This window comes from Ruegeria sp. BG10, from assembly GCF_056538575.1.
This window is the reverse complement of record NZ_JBQFTI010000002.1, coordinates 306,426-324,294: the sequence shown is the minus strand read 5'-3', so window position 1 is coordinate 324,294 and position 17,869 is coordinate 306,426. Positions and strand designations below refer to the sequence as shown.

Annotated in this window: 17 protein-coding genes and 1 pseudogene; 16 read left to right on the top strand and 2 right to left on the bottom strand. The window is 56.7% G+C overall.

The features are described 5' to 3' along the window. Positions 1-42: 42 nt before the first annotated feature. From ACR0D8_RS12550 to ACR0D8_RS12490, 13 genes are all read left to right on the top strand, one after another. Positions 43-1,071: a carbohydrate ABC transporter permease gene (locus tag ACR0D8_RS12550; protein WP_480646869.1), complete on the top strand. Its 1,029-nt coding sequence runs from the start codon at positions 43-45 to the stop codon at positions 1,069-1,071. Position 1,072: 1 nt separating this feature from the next. Beyond that, positions 1,073-1,954 carry a carbohydrate ABC transporter permease gene (locus ACR0D8_RS12545; RefSeq protein ID WP_480646867.1) on the top strand — a complete coding sequence of 294 codons (882 nt, stop codon included), beginning with the start codon at positions 1,073-1,075 and terminating at the stop codon, positions 1,952-1,954. A gap of 178 nt (positions 1,955-2,132) precedes the next feature. Continuing rightward, positions 2,133-3,122 carry a nuclear transport factor 2 family protein gene (locus ACR0D8_RS12540; protein WP_480646865.1) on the top strand — a complete coding sequence of 330 codons (990 nt, stop codon included), beginning with the start codon at positions 2,133-2,135 and terminating at the stop codon, positions 3,120-3,122. 132 nt (positions 3,123-3,254) lie between these two features. Beyond that, positions 3,255-3,785 carry an ester cyclase gene (locus ACR0D8_RS12535; RefSeq protein WP_480646863.1) on the top strand — a complete coding sequence of 177 codons (531 nt, stop codon included), beginning with the start codon at positions 3,255-3,257 and terminating at the stop codon, positions 3,783-3,785. 11 nt (positions 3,786-3,796) lie between these two features. Continuing rightward, positions 3,797-5,137 carry a histidinol dehydrogenase gene (hisD, locus tag ACR0D8_RS12530; protein ID WP_480646861.1) on the top strand — a complete coding sequence of 447 codons (1,341 nt, stop codon included), beginning with the start codon at positions 3,797-3,799 and terminating at the stop codon, positions 5,135-5,137. A gap of 82 nt (positions 5,138-5,219) precedes the next feature. Continuing rightward, positions 5,220-6,269: an ester cyclase gene (locus ACR0D8_RS12525; protein ID WP_480646859.1), complete on the top strand. Its 1,050-nt coding sequence runs from the start codon at positions 5,220-5,222 to the stop codon at positions 6,267-6,269. Between the two features lies 1 nt (position 6,270). Further along, entirely contained in the window at positions 6,271-7,038 is a 768-nt protein-coding gene (locus ACR0D8_RS12520) for an SDR family NAD(P)-dependent oxidoreductase (protein WP_480646858.1), read from the top strand. After that, positions 7,038-8,057 (top strand): LacI family DNA-binding transcriptional regulator, encoded by a 1,020-nt coding sequence (locus ACR0D8_RS12515; protein ID WP_480646856.1) that lies wholly within the window; start codon positions 7,038-7,040, stop codon positions 8,055-8,057. Before ACR0D8_RS12520 ends, ACR0D8_RS12515 begins: the two co-directional genes overlap by 1 nt. Beyond that, positions 8,054-9,028 carry a nuclear transport factor 2 family protein gene (locus tag ACR0D8_RS12510; RefSeq protein ID WP_480646854.1) on the top strand — a complete coding sequence of 325 codons (975 nt, stop codon included), beginning with the start codon at positions 8,054-8,056 and terminating at the stop codon, positions 9,026-9,028. Before ACR0D8_RS12515 ends, ACR0D8_RS12510 begins: the two co-directional genes overlap by 4 nt. Positions 9,029-9,180: 152 nt before the next feature. After that, entirely contained in the window at positions 9,181-10,143 is a 963-nt protein-coding gene (locus ACR0D8_RS12505; RefSeq protein WP_480646852.1) for a cupin domain-containing protein, read from the top strand. Between the two features lie 102 nt (positions 10,144-10,245). After that, the gene (locus ACR0D8_RS12500; protein ID WP_480646850.1) at positions 10,246-11,370 is read left to right on the top strand and encodes a cobalamin-independent methionine synthase II family protein; all 1,125 of its coding nucleotides are present in this window, start codon (positions 10,246-10,248) and stop codon (positions 11,368-11,370) included. Then, positions 11,367-12,062: an alpha/beta fold hydrolase gene (locus ACR0D8_RS12495; RefSeq protein WP_480646848.1), complete on the top strand. Its 696-nt coding sequence runs from the start codon at positions 11,367-11,369 to the stop codon at positions 12,060-12,062. The genes ACR0D8_RS12500 and ACR0D8_RS12495 overlap by 4 nt, the downstream gene beginning before the upstream one ends. Further along, positions 12,059-12,754, top strand: coding sequence for an RraA family protein (locus tag ACR0D8_RS12490; protein WP_480646846.1), 696 nt, complete (start codon positions 12,059-12,061; stop codon positions 12,752-12,754). Before ACR0D8_RS12495 ends, ACR0D8_RS12490 begins: the two co-directional genes overlap by 4 nt. 236 nt (positions 12,755-12,990) lie before the next feature. Here ACR0D8_RS12490 and ACR0D8_RS12485 read toward each other — a convergent pair. Further along, positions 12,991-13,658: pseudogene (locus ACR0D8_RS12485) on the bottom strand (IS5 family transposase). A 117-nt stretch (positions 13,659-13,775) separates the two neighbouring features. After that, on the bottom strand, positions 13,776-14,702 hold the full coding sequence (locus tag ACR0D8_RS12480; protein ID WP_475164530.1) for a LysR family transcriptional regulator: 927 nt from the start codon (positions 14,700-14,702) through the stop codon (positions 13,776-13,778). A 157-nt stretch (positions 14,703-14,859) separates the two neighbouring features. Between ACR0D8_RS12480 and ACR0D8_RS12475 the strand changes: the two genes are divergently transcribed. The 3 genes from ACR0D8_RS12475 to ACR0D8_RS12465 all read left to right on the top strand — a co-directional run bounded on the left by ACR0D8_RS12475 (position 14,860) and on the right by ACR0D8_RS12465 (position 17,854). Next, positions 14,860-15,876: a TRAP transporter substrate-binding protein gene (locus tag ACR0D8_RS12475; protein WP_480646844.1), complete on the top strand. Its 1,017-nt coding sequence runs from the start codon at positions 14,860-14,862 to the stop codon at positions 15,874-15,876. Between the two features lie 62 nt (positions 15,877-15,938). Next, entirely contained in the window at positions 15,939-16,514 is a 576-nt protein-coding gene (locus tag ACR0D8_RS12470; protein ID WP_475164809.1) for a TRAP transporter small permease, read from the top strand. Further along, positions 16,514-17,854: a TRAP transporter large permease gene (locus tag ACR0D8_RS12465; RefSeq protein WP_475164535.1), complete on the top strand. Its 1,341-nt coding sequence runs from the start codon at positions 16,514-16,516 to the stop codon at positions 17,852-17,854. Before ACR0D8_RS12470 ends, ACR0D8_RS12465 begins: the two co-directional genes overlap by 1 nt. Positions 17,855-17,869: the final 15 nt, after the last annotated feature.

The following is a 17,869-nucleotide window of genomic DNA, read 5'->3' as shown; positions in this document are numbered from 1 at the left end:
TAATATTCGCCCGCGCAAACCCACTTACGCGAGGATTGCAACATGCGCCATAAGACATTCCTTTGGTTCTTCCTGCCCACAGGACTCGCGATGCTGCTGTTCATCGCTATGCCAATTGTCTCGGTGGTGACTCAATCGATCTTCGCGCCCCACCCGGCCGTTCTGTTAGAGGTCGAAAACTGCACCCCGCTTATCGGATGCACAACTGAGACCACTGTTGATCAAGAGGCCACTGCAGCGCTTCGCGCCGAGCAACCTTTGGGCAGGTTTGTGGGATTGGACATTTACTTTAACCGAGGCCATCTGGCGATACAGGAAATCGGTCAAATCTGGACCACGAATGAAACATGGGGCGGCTTTTTCACCGAGCTTGGCAATCTGCCGTTCTACCGGGCGATGGCATTTACGCTGACCTTCGTGGCCGTCGTGACACCGCTCACTATTGTTTTGGGGTTGGTGATTGCTCTGGCGGTCAATTCTCTGCACAGGCAACTCAAAGGTCTGATGATCTTTTTCTCTCTTCTGCCCATGATCGTGACCCCGCTGATCGGTTCGCTCATCCTGTTTTGGATGATTGACAGTCGCGGCGTAATCGGCAACGCCCTTGTATATTTGGCCGGAGATCCGAATTTCAGCCTAAAGGCGTCAACGGGGCTGATGTGGGTGGCACTGATGGTTTATGGTGTATGGCACGCTGCTCCTTTTGCCTTTGTCGTGTTCTATGCCGGGCTGCAAACGTTGCCTCGAGACCAGATAGAGGCCGCTCAGATCGACGGGGCTACGCGCTGGCAGCAAGTTAAATTCGTGGTTGTTCCCCATCTCATGCCACTGGTCACATTTGTTGCGCTGATCCAGTTGATGGACAATTTCAAGGTGTTTGAACCGATCATCGGGTTCAGCGCACAGGCACATGCGCAATCGCTCAGCACGTTCATCTTCTACGATCTCGGCGGCGAGACCCGACAGCTTTCATCCGCAGCCGCTACCTCTGTGATCACGATAATCGGGGTCGCCATTCTTCTGTCGCCCGTGCTTGTCCGCACCTGGCGCGATTTCAAAGGAGCACGATAATATGGCTAGCCGCGCACAAAGAATGCCCAAAAGTCTCCGGATCGCCTCGTCCCTGTTCGTGCTCCTTTGGTTTATACTCGCCGCCTTCCCGTTTCTCTGGACGGTCTGGGGATCCTTCAAGGTCGAGTTGGATTTCTTCTCGATTGCCGACTGGACCAACACCCTGACCGGCGCCCGGACCGAAGCTGTTTATGGCTCTCCGTTCACGACGACCGGGTATGAAGGCGCGTGGATTAAGGAAGAATTCTGGCGCAATGTTCTCAACACCGGGATCGTCTGTTTCTTTGTTGTTACTATCTCACTGACCATCGGCACGCTGGGGGGCTATGCCCTGTCGCGGTCAACTTACAACTACACGTTCTGGCTTTTGATCACTGCATTGATTTTCCGCGCAATGCCGCCGATCACCTTGGTCTCGGGCTATCTGCTGCCCTTCTTCGAATGGAATGTCTGGGGGGTTCTTCCGACCACGATCATCGTTCTCGTGGCGATCAATCAGCCATTCACATTGTGGATGCTGCATTCCTTCTTCAAGAACATCCCCAGTGAGCTGGACGAAAGCGCCAAGGTCGATGGCTGCAACCAGTTTCAGGCATTTCGTCGCGTGATCATTCCAGTGATGTGGCCGGGTGTGATCACCACCGGGCTGTTTTCATTCCTGCTGGCCTATAACGACTTTGCCGTGGGCGCGATGCTGCTGTCCGAAAGCAACCGAACCATGGTGCCCGCTATTGCCGCATTCCTCGGTACAACGCAGACCGAAGGCAACGTGATGTTTGCTGTTGCAGCCGTGGTTTCGGCCACCGTTCCACTGTTCATTCTGGTGATGTTCTTCCAGCGTCAGATTGTGGGCGGCCTGACCGCCGGGGCTGTGAAAGGCTGACACGAATGGGACGTACACATGCTCACTCCGTATCTGCGCATGTGCGCGCAGCCAGCCTGAACTTGGCTGCGTGCCGGGCCCGGCGGCCGGGACGAATTCCATTTGCTTTGATGCGCGCGGGTCTGTTCGGGGCGCTTCTCCGCAGACGCCCCGAACAGACCCGATAGAGACAGAGACAATGGAAATCCTCGACCGTACACCCTTTCTGAAATTCACGGGCGCACAACGTCATCCTGGCAACTTTCGGCCGGCCTTTGACGCCTTCTTCGCCCCCGGTGCACGCGTCAACGTGGTGCATCCTTTCAACGAGGTCGCGGGTGGACTCGGGCTGCACAATCATGTCATCGCCCCGCTCGGTGCTTCCTTCGACGGGCTTTTTCGGCGCGACGATATCGTCTTGGCCGGCGAATTTAACGGACAGGGCTGGATCAGCGCAACCGGCTATTTCGTTGGTCGCTTCTCGCGTGACTGGCTAGGCATCCGCGCCACAGGCGAACTTGCCTATCTGCGTTTCGGCGAGTTCCACCGCATGCAGGATGGCAAGGCGGTGGAGAGTTATATCTTCTTCGACATCCCAGAGCTGATGCTGGCCGCTGGGCAATGGCCGATCACCGACAGCCCAGGCAAGACCCGTGGCTTCACTGGCATGAGTCATGGCCCAGCCAGCCAAGATGGCATCTTGACCATCCCGCAAGAACCTGCCGAGGGCGCCAAGAGCTATCATATAGTCACAGAAATGCTGGCCGGGCTTGCCACCGAGAACGAGGCCTGGCGCCCCTACTGGCATGAAAACATGGTCTGGTATGGCCCCGGTGCCTTCGGTTCTTTCGTCGGCCTCGAGAGTTTTGCCAGCTTCCAGGTGCCATTCGAAGCCGCCTTCGAGGGCTGGTCCGGAGGTAGTGCGGGCAACGGCATGACTGCACATTTCACCCGATACGGCGAAGGCCACTACGTGTGCTCGGGTGGCTGGCCTTCATTGACTGGCGTCCAGGTGAAACCCTTCCTCGACCAGCCCGCAAGCGGCAAACGCGTCTTCATGCGGGTCTGTGACTGGTGGCGCCGCGAGGGCGATCTGCTGGTCGAAAACTGGGTTTTTGTCGACATCCCGCATGTGCTGTTGCAACTGGGTTACGACCTTTTTGCCGAAATAGCTGAGCAACCCGCATGAGTTGTTCCGCCAGACATAACGCCGTTGCGCGCCATCCGGCGCTCAACCGGATGCCAAGGGATTTTCTGACGGCCGATTGACCCTCCCAGTCCACACAGAAAGTCCCTTGGTAGCCATAAAAGGAAGAGAGATATGAAGGGCTCCCGCCCAGAACAGGCCGTGCTGACACGTGACACGGACATGAGCAAAACCGATGAGACCTGCGCGGTAATCGAAGCGATGGTCGACGGTCTGAACGACCACCGTATCGACGATATTGGTGAGTTTTTCTCGGAAGGGTTCCGCTGGCTGGGCAATCAGGGCTGCGGTACCAAGACCGGGTTGAAAGAGTTTCAGGAAAACTGGCAACGCCCGTTTCAGGCCGCCTTTTCGGATAAGACCTGCATCGACGAAGCGCGCCTCTACATGGGCGAATGGGCTGCGGCTTTTGGCCGGCAAGAGGCAACCCATTCCGGTGAATTCCTGGGCATCGCCCCGACCGGAAAGCGGGTCGAGATCCGCTATATGGATTTCTGGAAAGTCGTCGACGGCAAGATCATCGACAATTGGGTGAATGTCGATTTCGCCCACGTCGCCGCGCAGCTTGGCGTTGATCTGTTCAATGGCGAAGGCTGGGAAGCATTCGACCGGGGAGAGAAAACTCCGCCCCGGCCCGACAATTGAGGATAAGGACAATGGCAATTGATTATCTGAAACACGGCAAACCCGAAGCCGATCGGGCCGAAGATGACGCGAAGACCCGCGCCGTTGTCGAGGCGACGCTGAAGGATATCGAAACCCGCGGTGACGCGGCAGTGCGCGAGCTGTCGGAGAAATTCGACAGCTACTCGCCTGAGAGTTTCCGCCTGAGCCAACAGCAGATCGACGACCTGATCGCGTCGCTGACCGAACGCGAGCTAGCCGATATCAAATTCGCCCAGAAGCAGGTGATGAACTTCGCGCAGGCGCAGCGCAACTCAATGCTGGATATCGAAGTTGAAACGATGCCCGGTGTGATTTTGGGTCACAAGAACATTCCGGTGCAGTCGGTGGGCTGCTATGTGCCGGGCGGCAAGTTTCCAATGGTGGCTTCGGCTCATATGTCGGTCGCAACCGCAAAGGTCGCAGGTGTGCCGCGCATCATCGCCTGCACCCCGCCGTTTCAGGGCAAGCCGAACGCGGCCGTGATCGCAGCGATGCATCTGGGCGGTGCGCATGAGATCTATGTTATGGGTGGGATCCAGGCCATCGGCGCCATGGCGATTGGTACGGAAACCATCGACCCGGTCCACATGCTGGTTGGCCCCGGCAACGCCTTTGTGGCCGAGGCCAAGCGCCAGCTCTTCGGCCGAGTCGGCATCGACCTGTTCGCCGGTCCGACCGAGACCATGGTCATCGCCGACGAAACCGCTGCCGATGCCGAGCTTTGCGCGACCGATCTGCTGGGTCAGGCAGAACATGGCTATAACAGCCCCTGTGTTTTGGTCACCAATTCGCGCAATCTGGCCGAGGAAACACTGAGCGAGATTGATCGTATTCTCGGTATCCTACCCACCGCCGGCACCGCGAAGGTCAGCTGGGAAGAATATGGTGAGATCATCGTCTGCGACAGCTATGATGAGATGCTGCACGTGGCCGATGATATAGCGTCTGAGCATGTTCAGGTCATGACAGACCGCGATGACTGGTTTCTGGAAAACATGACCTGCTACGGCGCGTTGTTTCTTGGGCCACGCACCAACGTAGCCAATGGCGACAAGGTGATCGGCACCAACCACACCCTGCCAACCAAAAAGGCCGGGCGTTATACCGGCGGGCTCTGGGTGGGCAAGTTCCTGAAAACGCACAGCTATCAGAAAGTCGTCACTGATGAGGCTGCGACGATGGTCGGCGAATACGGCTCGCGCCTGTGCATGCTGGAAGGTTTTGTCGGCCATGCCGAGCAATGCAACATCCGCGTCCGGCGTTATGGGGGCATCAACGTTCCCTACGGCGAAGGCGCGACTTATCGCGAGACAGCGGAAGCGCCCTCATGACCGCCACATAGCTTGCGCCCGGGATCGCCAGGGCGTTGCGAAATTTGAAAGAGAAGCAGATAACACAATGCGAGATTTCGCAATGGACACACATTCTACTCACAAGGCCCTGATCGGGCCCTTGCGCGAGGCCATGTACAACTTTGACGAGAGCGGCGTCCGCGCCGCGTTGCAGGCGGTGATTGCGCCCGATGCCGTCATCCATATGCCGCATCCATTCGGCGACCTGACCGGGCCGCAGGAACTCTACGACACCTGCTACGCACCGCTTTCAAAATCCATGCCTGATTTGGAACGCCGGGATTGGATCGTGATGGGCGGGGTTACGGAACATGGCAATGACTGGATCGGCTGTGGCGGCCATTACGTTGGGACCTTCGTGACCCCCTGGCTGGACATCCCGCCGACCGGGCATCTGACCCATTTGCGGTTCCACGAATTCTACCGCTTCGAAAATGACAAAATTGTCGAGATCCAGACGCTTTGGGACATTCCCGAAGTGATGATGCAGGCCGGGGCATGGCCGATGGCCCCGTCGCTAGGGCTGGAATTTTGCATTCCCGGCCCGGCGACGCTGGACGGCATCGTGCCCGGGCCTTGGGATGAGGCGAATTCAATGGCCTCGTGTACCCATATCGTCGATATGCTGAACCATCTGAAGAAACACCCCAGTCAAGGTGGGCCCGAAGTGATGGAGATGGAGAAATTCTGGCATCCGCGCATGAACTGGTACGGCCCTGCGGGGATTGGAACGGGGCGCGGCATCGCGGGCTTCCGCAACTGGCACCAGATACCCTTTTTGAACGGTATGCCCGACCGCGGAAAATACGTGGACGAGATCACCTATCACTTCTTTGGCGATGGCGACTATGCCGCTGTGACCGGTTGGCCCGACATGATCCAGACCGTAACGCATGATGGCTGGATGGGCATTGCACCCTCGGGCAGGCGGATCACCATGCGCAGCCTTGATTTCTGGCGATTGGAAAACGGGTTGATCCGTGAAAACTGGGTCATGGTCGATCTGCTGGACGCCTACCGGCAACTGGGCGTAGATGTCTTTGCCCGCCTGCGCGAGTTCAACAAGGCACGTGTTCCGGGCACAATTCCGTTCCCGGTCGGCGAGGTCTGATATGCCCCAATTCCCCAGCACACCCAGTTTCGACCTGAGCGGCAAGCGCGCGTTGGTTGCCGGAGCCTCGTCCGGCATCGGTATGGCCTGCGCCGTGGCGCTGGCGGAACATGGCGCTGTGGTCACTCTGGCAGCGCGACGTACCGGCGCGCTGCAGGACATCGCACAGGATATGTCGGCGCGGGGCTGGTTGGCAGAGGTTCTGGAACTGGATGTCTCGGACGTGGCGGCAACAACTGAAGCCGTGGCACAGAATGGGCCATTCGATATTCTGCTGAACTCCGCCGGGCTTGCCCGCCATAGCAAGGCCGTGGATACGCGACCGGATGATTTTGACGCGGTTATGGGAGTTAATGTCAAAGGGGCTTATTTCCTGACCCAGGCCGTTGCCAAGGGCCTGCTCGACGCCGGTCGCCCCGGATCGCTGATCAATATCTCCAGTCAGATGGGCCATGTCGGCGGTCGCGAACGCGCCGTGTACTGCGCATCGAAATTCGCGGTTGAAGGGTTCTCAAAAGCGATGGCGCTGGAATTCGGTCCTTCGAGGATCCGGGTCAACACGATCTGCCCCACCTTCATCCTGACGGATCTGACAAAGTCGACTTTCGACGATCCCGACAAGCGGGCCTGGATCCTGGACAAGATCAAACTTGGTCGCCCGGGAGAGATTGAAGACATCATGGGGGCCGTCGTTTACCTGGCCTCGGATGCGTCGGCGTTGGTGACTGGTACGGCATTGATGGTGGACGGAGGTTGGACGGCAGACTGATGGCGACAAACAAGGTTACATCCATGGAAGTTGCCCGCCTCGCAGGGGTCAGCCAATCCGCGGTCAGTCGCGTTTTCACGCCTGGTGCATCGGCGTCCAAGAAAACCGTGGAAAAGGTGCGCAAGGCCGCCAAAGAACTGGGCTACCGCCCAAACGTTCTGGCCCGAGCCGTGGTGTCCGGGAAAAGCCGGATCATCGGCCTCGTCGTGGCTTACCTGAACAACCAGTTCTACCCCGAAGCGCTGGAAAAGCTGACGAACGCTTTGCAGGAGCGTGGATACCACGTGCTGATCTTCATGGCCTCACATCAGGCTGGCAACATTGACAGTGTCGTCGAGGAAATACTCGATTTTCAGGTCGACGGAATCATCGCTGCTTCGGTGGCTTTGTCGTCGGATCTGTCCGACCGCTGCCGAACCGCAGGTGTGCCGATGGTGCTGTTCAACCGGGCGCAAGACGACACAGCAATGTCGGCGGTCACATCCGACAACGTCGCCGGAGGACGAAAGGCCGCCGAATTCCTATTGGCCGGAGGGCATAGGAAGATCGGATATATTGCCGGATGGGAAGGCGCCTCCACCCAGCGTGACCGCGAAACGGGCTTCGTTGCGGCCTTGCAGGAGGCCGGTGTTAACCTGCACGCCCGCGGCGTCGGAAATTTTGTGGCCGAAGAAGCCCGGCAAGCCACGCTAAAGATGTTCGATTCCGACCCGCCCGATGCCGTTTTTGTCGCCAATGATCACATGGCCATTTCCGTGATGGATACTTTACGGTTCGAATTGGGGTTGTCTGTTCCGGGCGATGTTTCGGTCATCGGGTATGACGATGTGACCGTCGCCTCATGGCCAGCCTACAACCTGACCACAATTCGACAGCCCGCCAACCGTATGGTCGCGGAAACGGTGGATATTCTGCTCAGCAAGATTGAGGACTCCGATGCTGGACCGCGCAGGGTCGAAATTGACGGACCGCTAATTGTTCGCGGCTCGGCCCGCATACCTGAAGGATGGAAGACATGAAGGGATTTGATCCCAAATTCAAAGATTTCCCCGACTATATCATCGGGATCACCAAAGAGATTTGGGAGGATCGCGGCATTGCCACCCTGCACCACTATTATGCGCCGGATATCGTGGTGCGTTCGCCCGGTTCAGTTGTGGTCGGCAATCAGGGGGTTATCGCCGCCACGATGGCGACTTTGGCCGAGTTTCCGGATCGAACATTGCTTGGCGAGGATGTGATCTGGTCGGGCACACCGGAAGAGGGCATGCTGTCGTCGCACCGCCTGCTGTCCACGGCAACGCATTTGGGCGACGGAGTTTATGGCAAGGCGACCGGCAAAAAGCTGGTCTATCGCATCCTCGCCGACTGCCATGCCATCAACAACCAGATCAACGATGAATGGCTGATCCGCGACCAGAGTGCGATTGTCCGGCAGATGGGCTGGGAACCCAAGGAATATGCCCGTGACCTGATCGCGCGAGAAGGCGGGCCTGACGCCTGTGTTCAGCCCTACACGCCCGCAAACGATCAGCCTGGTCCTTATAAAGGCCATGGCAATGACAACGAATGGGGCCAGAAATACGCTGACATCCTGACCCGGATCATGAATGCCGATATGGGTGTAATCGAGGAAGAGTATGACCGCGCCGTCCTGTCGGAATATCCCGGTGGCACCACAGGGCATAGCTGGGGGCCGGTGGATCGGTTCTGGATGGGGCTGCGCGCGTCTTTCCCGAACGCAGAATTCAAAATTCAGCACCAGATTGGCCGCGACGATCCGATGATGCCGCCGCGCGCCGCAATCCGCTGGACGCTGCATGGCAAGCATGACGGCTGGGGTGTCTTCGGCGTGCCGACCGGTGCCGAGGTTTTTGTGCTGGGTATCAGCCAGGCCGAGTTCGGTCCTTGGGGTCTGCGCAAGGAATACACCCTGTTTGACGAAACCTCGATCTGGAAACAGATTCTGCTAAAAACCGGCGATCTCTAAAATGTCGCGCCCTGTCTCAAATCTGGATGCCGGGCAGGCGTTGCGGCGGTTCCACGCCCACCGCGCCAGCCTGCGCGCCCGGCGGCTGAACAATCGCCCGCCGGGCCTTGGGGATTGATCCGATCAAACCTCAAAGCAAAAGGAAGAAAGAAATGAGCACAATTCAAAGCCGCATCGTCCGTTATGGCGAACTGAAGCCCTGCAAAACCGCTTTCATCGACGCGCACACACCGGGCTCGGACCAGAAAGAGAACTTTACCATCATTGGCGGCGGCGTCAGCGAAAGCCCTGATCAGCACGTCCACATCACCGACAAGATCGGGTTCAACATCGGCGCAGCAGGGCAACCGCCGAAATGCCGTAACTCGCTGCATAGCCACACCACCGCCGAGGTGTTCTTTGTCGCCAAGGGGCGCTGGCGGTTCTTCTGGGGCCGTTACGGGACCGCAGGTGAGTTCATCGCCGAAGAAGGGGACATCTTCAACATCCCAACCGGCATCTTCCGCGGGTTCGAGAACGTGGGCCAGGACTATGGCATGATCATGTCGATGCTGGGTGGCGATGACGCGGGTGGCGGTGTGACCTGGGCTCCGCAGGTCATTCAGGACGCGCAGGCCCATGGGCTGGTGCTGGGCAATAACGGCGTACTTTATGACAGCAAAAAGGGCGAAGAACTGCCGCACAACGTGCAGCCCATGCCATTGCTGACCGAGGAGGAGCTGAAAGCGTATCCCGAAGTTCCCGTTGATGGGGTGATAGGCAAATATGTCGCCCGCTACTGGGACCTGATGGCGTTGTCGGCGGACAAGCCGGCGATTGTGATCGGCGAAAATGGTCTGATCAAGGACAAGCCCGGTTTCGAGGTTGATTTCCTTACACGCGGTTCGGCCGTGACTGAACAGGTCGAGGCTGTAAAACCCGTGGTTCTGATGCCGGCCAGCGGCCATTGGCGCATCAAGATCAATGAGGTCGAAACCACCCTTTCCAACGGTGATACCGCACTGGTTCTGCCCGGTGAGAGCTACAGCGCCGAGCCGTCGATGACCGGGCAAGCGGGTTTGTACCGGATCACTGCCACCGACGACCCGGCAGGCGCGACCTGGACAGGTGCATAACACCAAATTTACGTGTCCCGGTTTCGATCGGGGCGCGGTCAACACATCCTGCATCGGATATCCGGTCCGGTGCAGGAACAAGACTTGAAGGGAGATAAAGACATGACCCGCATTTTAACCACTCACGTGGGAAGCCTGCCGCGCAGTCAGGAGGTCGTTGACTTCATCTTCGCGCGCGAGCGGGAGGAGCCGTTCGATCAGGCTGCATTTGATGCCTGCATGACCGCTGCCGTGTCTGAGACAGTGCGAAAACAGACCGAGGCCGGGGTTGATATCGTCTCGGACGGTGAGACCTCAAAAATCTCCTATGCCACTTATGTGAAGGACCGCTATACCGGCTTTGCCGGTGACAGCCCGCGTAACGCGCCGGCGGACCTCAAGATGTTTCCGGGCTTTCTGCAACGTTTGGCGGATGACGGCGGAACGCCGCAATACGCGCGGCCCATGTGCGTGGGCGAGGTGCGCTCGAAAGGGCAGGGCGAATTGCAGATGGACATAGACAATCTCAAGGCCGCGATGGCCGACCACGGGGTCCAACGCGGATTTATGAACGCCGCCAGTCCCGGGGTGATTTCCCTCTTTCTGCAAAATGATTTCTACCCAACGCGTGAGGCCTATTTGGCCGCGCTGGCCGACGCGATGAAAGAAGAATATGAGACCATCGTTGGTGCGGGTCTGGATTTGCAGCTGGATTGCCCGGATCTTGCCTTGTCGCGCCACATGCTGTTCACCGATCTGTCCGACGATGAGTTCGTGAAAATCGCCGACATGCATGTCGAGGCGCTGAACCACGCGTTGAAGGATGTGCCCGCGAACAAGGTGCGCGTTCACATTTGCTGGGGCAATTACGAGGGTCCGCATTGCTGTGATATCGGCATGGACAAGGTGTTTCCTACGCTGATGTCCACCAAATCTCGCTATATTTTGTTCGAAACTTCGAACCCGCGACACGCGCATGAATGGACGGTGTTCCGGGATCGCAAGGAAGAAATTCCGGATGACAAGGTACTGGTTCCCGGCGTGGTCGACACCACGACCAATTTTGTCGAACACCCGGAATTGATAGCGCAGCGTGTTGAGCGGTTTACGAACATCGTCGGCACCGAACGTGTTATCGCCGGATCAGATTGCGGCTTTGGCACCTTTGCCGGCTTTGGTGCGGTAGATCCGGACATCGCCTATGCCAAGTTGGGCGCGCTTGCCGAAGGGGCTGCCCTGGTCAAATGACGCCGCTTATCCTCCTGCCCGGAATGATGTGCGATGCGCGGTTGTTCACCCCGCAGATCGACGCTATGTCAGGCAAGTACCCGATCCTGTGCGCACCAATCGGAGGCCATGAAACGATGCAGGCGCTGGCGGCCGATGTGTTGGCCTATGCGCCCGAACGCTTTGCTCTGGCGGGGCTCTCAATGGGTGGTATCGTGGGGATGGAAATCCTGCGTCAGGCCCCGGACCGTGTGGCTGGTCTGGCGTTGATGGACACGAACCCGCTTGCTGAATTGGGCGAGGTCAAAGCCAGGCGCGGCCCTCAGATCGATGCGGTCGGACGTGGCAACCTACGCAAGGTCATGGCAGAAGAGATGAAACCGAACTACCTGACCGACGGCCCACGTCGCGCCGCCATTCTGGATTTGTGCATGGATATGGCCATGGATCTTGGGCCGGAGGTTTTCATCAATCAGTCCAAAGCTCTGCGTGATCGCCCTGATCAGAGCAATACCCTGCGGGACTTTACCGGCGCGGCACTGGTTCTGTGTGGGCGCGACGATGCACTGTGCCCCGTCTCAAGGCATGAATTGATGCACGATCTGATGCCGCAGAGCCGGTTGGAGATCGTCGAAAACGCCGGCCATCTGCCGACTCTGGAACAACCGCAACAAACCACGGCGGCTCTGGCCCGCTGGCTGGAGACGATATGAAACAATCCCTGCTGGACCTGCTGAAAAAGGTCGACACGCCGACTGTTTGCAACGCAATCGAAGTCGCCCAGGGCAAGCGCGGGTTCAATGATTTTACCCGGGGTACAATGCTGTGCTCTGATCCCGATGCGGGCGCGATGGTGGGACATGCCCGTACCGCGAAGATTGCTGCCGTGAACCCGCCGACCGAGGCACCTGACGTGATCCGAGCGCGCCGTATGGATTACTATCGACACATGGCCGAAGGCACAGGTCCGGCCGTGACCGTGGTGGAAGACACGGATTACCCCGACTGCATAGGCGCCTATTGGGGTGAGATCAATACGACCGTCCACAAGGGCTTTGGCATCAGCGGCGCGCTGACCAATGGCGTGATGCGGGACCTCGACGACCTGCCGGACGGATTCCCGGTGGTGGCCGGATCTGTCGGGCCAAGCCACGGGTTCGTGCACGTGAAAGAGGTTGGAACTCCGGTGACAATCTTCGGCCTGTCGATTAAGGACGGTGACCTTTTGCATGCCGACCGGCATGGCGCTCTGGTGATCCCGCCCGAGGTGGTAAACGAGCTTGAACAGGCGATCGTCAAGCTGCTTGAAACCGAAAAATTGATCCTGGATCCCGCCCGCGCGTCAGGGTTCGATATCGACACCTTTGAAAAAGCATGGGCGGCGTTCGAAGCCGCGCGCACATAGAGGCAAGAGGCGGCGTAACGGGAAAAGTAGATCGGTCGAGACTCGGTATTCTGGAAGCGGTTTCGCTTGGACGCAAGGTCCGTGCCAGTTTCGTCTCGACGTAAAGATCGAATGCGACCCGGTTCATTCGGCCATCAAGCACCAAAAGCCCTCTGAGTTCATCAACACGCAAGCTTTCAATAAAGTTCTGCGTCGTTTAGTGACCGAAGGGCGCATCCGCCTGCCAGGGTCAGGATTCATACCCAGTATATTATAGTTGCGACAAGTGCGATTGCTGATAGGAAGCCTTTTTGGGTACCTGTCGTATCGGGTTGCGCCGTGCCGCCAGTCCTTCAGCATTCCGAACACAATCTCGATGCGGTTGCGGCGCTTGAATCTGCGCTTGTCGTTTTTGACCGGTGTTTTACGCTGCTTTTGGCCGGGGATGCGGGCGCGTATCCCTTTGTCTTTCAACGCATCTCGGAACCCGTCTGGTGGTAGCGAAGAGGCTGAGCGGACGACCTCGTCTATCACAGATAGCGTGCAGTTTAGTATTCATGCCGACCTTGGATTGACCGATCAGGCCTCCACACCCCCCTTTTCGCGGCCATAATGGTCGCACTGCTGTGCGCCTTGAGAAAGGTCGCGTCAATCATGATCGTCTTCCGTTCGCCGTGCTTGGTAGTCAGGCCGGTCAATATCCGGGCGGAGTACCTTTCTCGTTCCAACGCTTCCACCGGCTGTAGAACGTCTTGTGTGGTCCGTATTCCCTGGGAAGGTTTCGCCAGCGCAACCCATTGCGATTGACAAAGATAATCCCGCTCAACACCCGTTTATCACAAACCCGAGGCATGCCATGCGACTTCGGGAAGAAAGGGGCGAGCTTCGCGAACTAATCGTCGGCTAGCCAATAATGGGCTCTCATGTCACGGCACCGGTTTGGGAGCCGAGAATCACGCAGCGAAGCAAAATCAATGCATCCCGACCCTAATTGAGTGAGACCAGTCAAATACAAACCCAATCCGGTCATACGCTTTGAAGACTATTCAATGTTGCAATGAGAGTTTGTTAAGCAATCAAGGAATAAATTCAACCGCCGACCTTCGGAGGCGCTTTTCCGCACGATTGCTGCCATGGTGGTAGAAAACCTTGCAACCTTACAATTTATTACTCGAACCAGATCGGTTTCCAGGAAGGGACGGGCTGTGTGGGTTGGCAAGAACCCGAGATAGCGGCCCGACAATATCAGAAGGGCCAATGCCTCTTCATTTTGCACAAAGGCGGACTTTCGCAACTTTAACTTTTGATGCACCGCCATGTTGGGCGAGTTGATACTCAGCCCCGCAAATGAGTGGCGTCTCAGCTCTTTGATGTTGAACTCATAGTTTTGGTGTTCAAACAGCTCATGACCCCGGCCACAAAACAGCAGCATATCTTCTGTATAGAGATGCGTGTAAGTCAACATCGGTGATTGACGATGTAGAGGTACAATTCCCAGGTTATAACCGCCGTTTATGACACCTTCTTCAATAATGTTTGGCGGTTCCATCGAAATGTCCAGCGTGACGCCCGGCGCCTTGTCGCGGAACATTTGAATTGCGCCATATACATTTGCCATCGGGTTCGAAGAAGAATGATCGAAGAAAGCGATCTTAAGCTTGCCAGTCAGTTCCGTTCGCGCTTCAGCGATCTGTTCCTGAAACTTGTCGATGGAGGCAAAAAGGATCTCCGATGATTCAAGGACATGCTGCCCGTCAGACGTAAGTGAAAATCCCGCCGGGCCTCGGTGACACAGTTTCAGTTTTAAACGGGTTTCCAGGTCGGAAATGTGTTTGCTGATTGTTGAGCGGCCAATGTTCAGCTCGAATTCGGCAGCGGTGAAACCACCGCACGCCACAACAGTCTTGAAGATATTCAGGAGCCGAATATCTGCGTCAGATACCCGATGTAAGGCATGTTTCTTGGCCATGTTAAAGTTTCCAATTTATCGAACCATGGGTCAATAACTTTGTATTAACTGCGACCTTTCCGCAAACTATAACCCGTACAATGATCGGCGTCCGTAAGCGACACGGCAGCCGGGGCATTTCTGCCAAGGCTAAGAAAAACAAAGGGAGAACCTATTCATGAAAATGTTCAAAACACTATCGGCTGCGACAGTTGCGGCGTCGGTTGCCGCGTTGACATTCGCGGCTCCGGCATTTGCGAAGAACTTCAAGATCGCGGTTGGCGACAGCGGCGGCTCCAGCCAGGAAGCAACCGGTTTGGGTTTCAAAAATGCCCTTGAAGAACTGTCGGGCGGAAAGCATACAGCGACATTGTTCCTAAACGGCCAGCTTGGCTCGGAGCAAGACACTGTCAACGATGCGGCCATCGGTACGCTGGATATGTCGCTGCTGGCAATCAACAATGTGACACCGTTCTCGCCCACCGTCGGCGTTTTCACCCTGCCTTACGTTATTCTTAGCCTGGAAGATGCAGAAACGCTGACCCAGGGTCCTATTGGCCAGGAACTGACCGAGAACACCATCAATGACGCGGGTGTTCGTATCATCGCCTGGACCTATACTGGGTTCCGCCGCCTCACGAACTCAAAGAAGCCGGTCAAATCGGTTGCGGATCTTGAAGGTCTGGTCATACGCGTTCCCAAGAACGAGATCATGATCGACACATACAAGGCCTGGGGCATCAGCCCGACGCCGATGGCATGGTCGGAAACCTTTGCCGGTCTGCAAACTAAAGTTGTGGATGGTCAGGACAACCCCTACACCACCATCAACGCGATGAAGTTCTACGAAGTACAGAAGTACGTCACGAATATTCGTTACATCTTCTCGATCGAACCGCTGATCATTTCCGAGCAGGTGTTCCAAGACCTGTCACCCGAGGATCAGGCCATCGTACTGGAAGCCGGTAAGGCAGCCACCGCAGCGTCGGCCCAGTTCCTGCGCGACAAGGAAGCTGAGATCAAGCAAATCCTGCTCGACAAGGGGATGCAGATCGATGATCCGGAGAATAACGAACAAGAGTTCATCGACCTGGCAACCGCAGCCGTATGGCCGAAGTTTTACGATAGCATCGGCGGCGTCGAAAAGCTGAACGAAGTGTTGGCCGCTATTGGTCGCGACCCTGTCTCGGAATAATCTTCCGGTAGCAACAAATGGAAAGCGCCTTTGGGCGCTTTCCTCAAAACAGCGAGGGGCCAATGACAAAATTCTGGGGTATACTCAATAATATAGAAAGCTACATTTGCCGCACTCTCCTTGCGCTGTTTGTCTGCCTTCTGTTCTTGCAGGTCGTCGTCCGAACTCTCTTCAATTTTTCCTTTTCCTGGGTCGAAGAGCTTTCGGTCTATATGTTTGTCTGGTTCGTCTTCTTCGGGGCCAGCTACGCGGCCAAAATGAATGCCCATAACCGGGTAACATTCCAGTTCAAATTCCTGCCACCGCGTGCGATCAAGTTCATCGAAGCATTCGCGGATCTTTTCTGGCTGTTTTTCAACGTCTACTTCATCTACCTGGCGATTGATTTCATCTTCAACAGAATGAACCGTTTCCAGTCTTCTCAGACATTGGGGTTCCATCTCAGCTGGGTCTATATCGTTCTGCCCATCGCCTTCACGCTGATGACGATCCGCATCCTTCAGGTGAACTACAAAAAGATCATCCTTGATGAGGATCTGGCCGATCCCGATGCTATCGACCTTGATGAAGTGCGCGCCGAAACCGGCGCCACCGAAATCGATCTCGACTCAATTACTCAAGATCAGGAGAAGAAATAGTGGGATCCGAAATCGTACTCCTCCTGTTTGGAGCATTTTTGCTGCTGCTGTTTATCGGCGCACCGATCACAGTTGCTCTGGGTGTCTCAACCCTGCTCACATTCCTTTACCTGGGCGAAAACCCGATCAAATTCGTCCAGATCGCCTTCACTTCCGTGGGATCGTTCCCGTTGATGGCCTTGCCGGCCTTCATTCTGGCTGGGGCGTTAATGGAAGCCTCAGGTCTTTCCCGAAGGCTGATAAATGTCGCGGAGAGCTTTGCCGGCCCTTTCACTGGCGGCATGTCAGCCGCAACCGTCTTCGCCTGCCTGTTCTTTGGCGCGATCTCGGGTTCGGGCCCGGCGACAACGGCCGCCGTAGGCATGCTCATGATACCGGCGATGATCGAACGCGGTTATAGCCGCAGCTTTTCATCTGCAATCACCGCATCGTCGGGTGGACTGGGTATCGTGATCCCGCCTTCAATCCCGTTGATCATCTTCGGAATTGCGGCTTTGGGTATGCCTGCACCACCCGAAGCGGTAGCCGAACATGGTCAGTTCCAGACCGTTTCGATCCCGAAACTGTTTATCGCCGGGTTCATGCCCGCCTTCCTGATCGCAGGCAGCCTGCTGACTATGAACTATTTTCTAGCCAGGAAACGCGGCTACAGAGGTTCAGCCGAAGGATGGTCTGTGCGTGAGATTTGGTGCGAAATGTACAGAGGTTTCTGGGCCCTCATGGCTCCGGTCGTGATCCTCGGCGGTATCTATTCCGGGTTCTTCACGCCAACCGAAGCCGCGATCGTTGCGATTTTCTATACTTTGGTTGTCGGCGCGTTCATCTACCGCGAACTGACATGGGAGAAGCTGTTCACCTCGTTGGAAACCACCACCTGGCTGACCGGGCGTGTTCTGCTGATCATGTTCACTGCCACCGTGTTTGGCCGCCTTTTGGTTGAAAACCAGATCCCGGCGGTGATCGCGGATGGCATGCTGTCGATCACTGACAACATTTATGTGATTTGGACATTGGTCATTTTCTTCCTGCTCTTCGTTGGCATGTTCATGGAGACACTGGCCACCATCCTGATCCTGGTGCCGGTGATGCTGCCGGTGGCTTACAGCATGGGGATCGATCCGATTCACTTTGGTGTCGTTATGGTCTGTACCCTGGGTATCGGCTTTCAAACGCCGCCGCTTGGTGAGAACCTGTTTATCGCATCGGGTATATCCAACATCTCAATAGAACGGATATCGGTGGCGGCCCTGCCTTTTGCCGCCATCAACACAGTCGCGATTTTCATCATTGCGTTCTTCCCGGAGATCGCGCTGTGGTTGCCACGCGTGATGGGCTACTGATCGTTGGAACGGAAA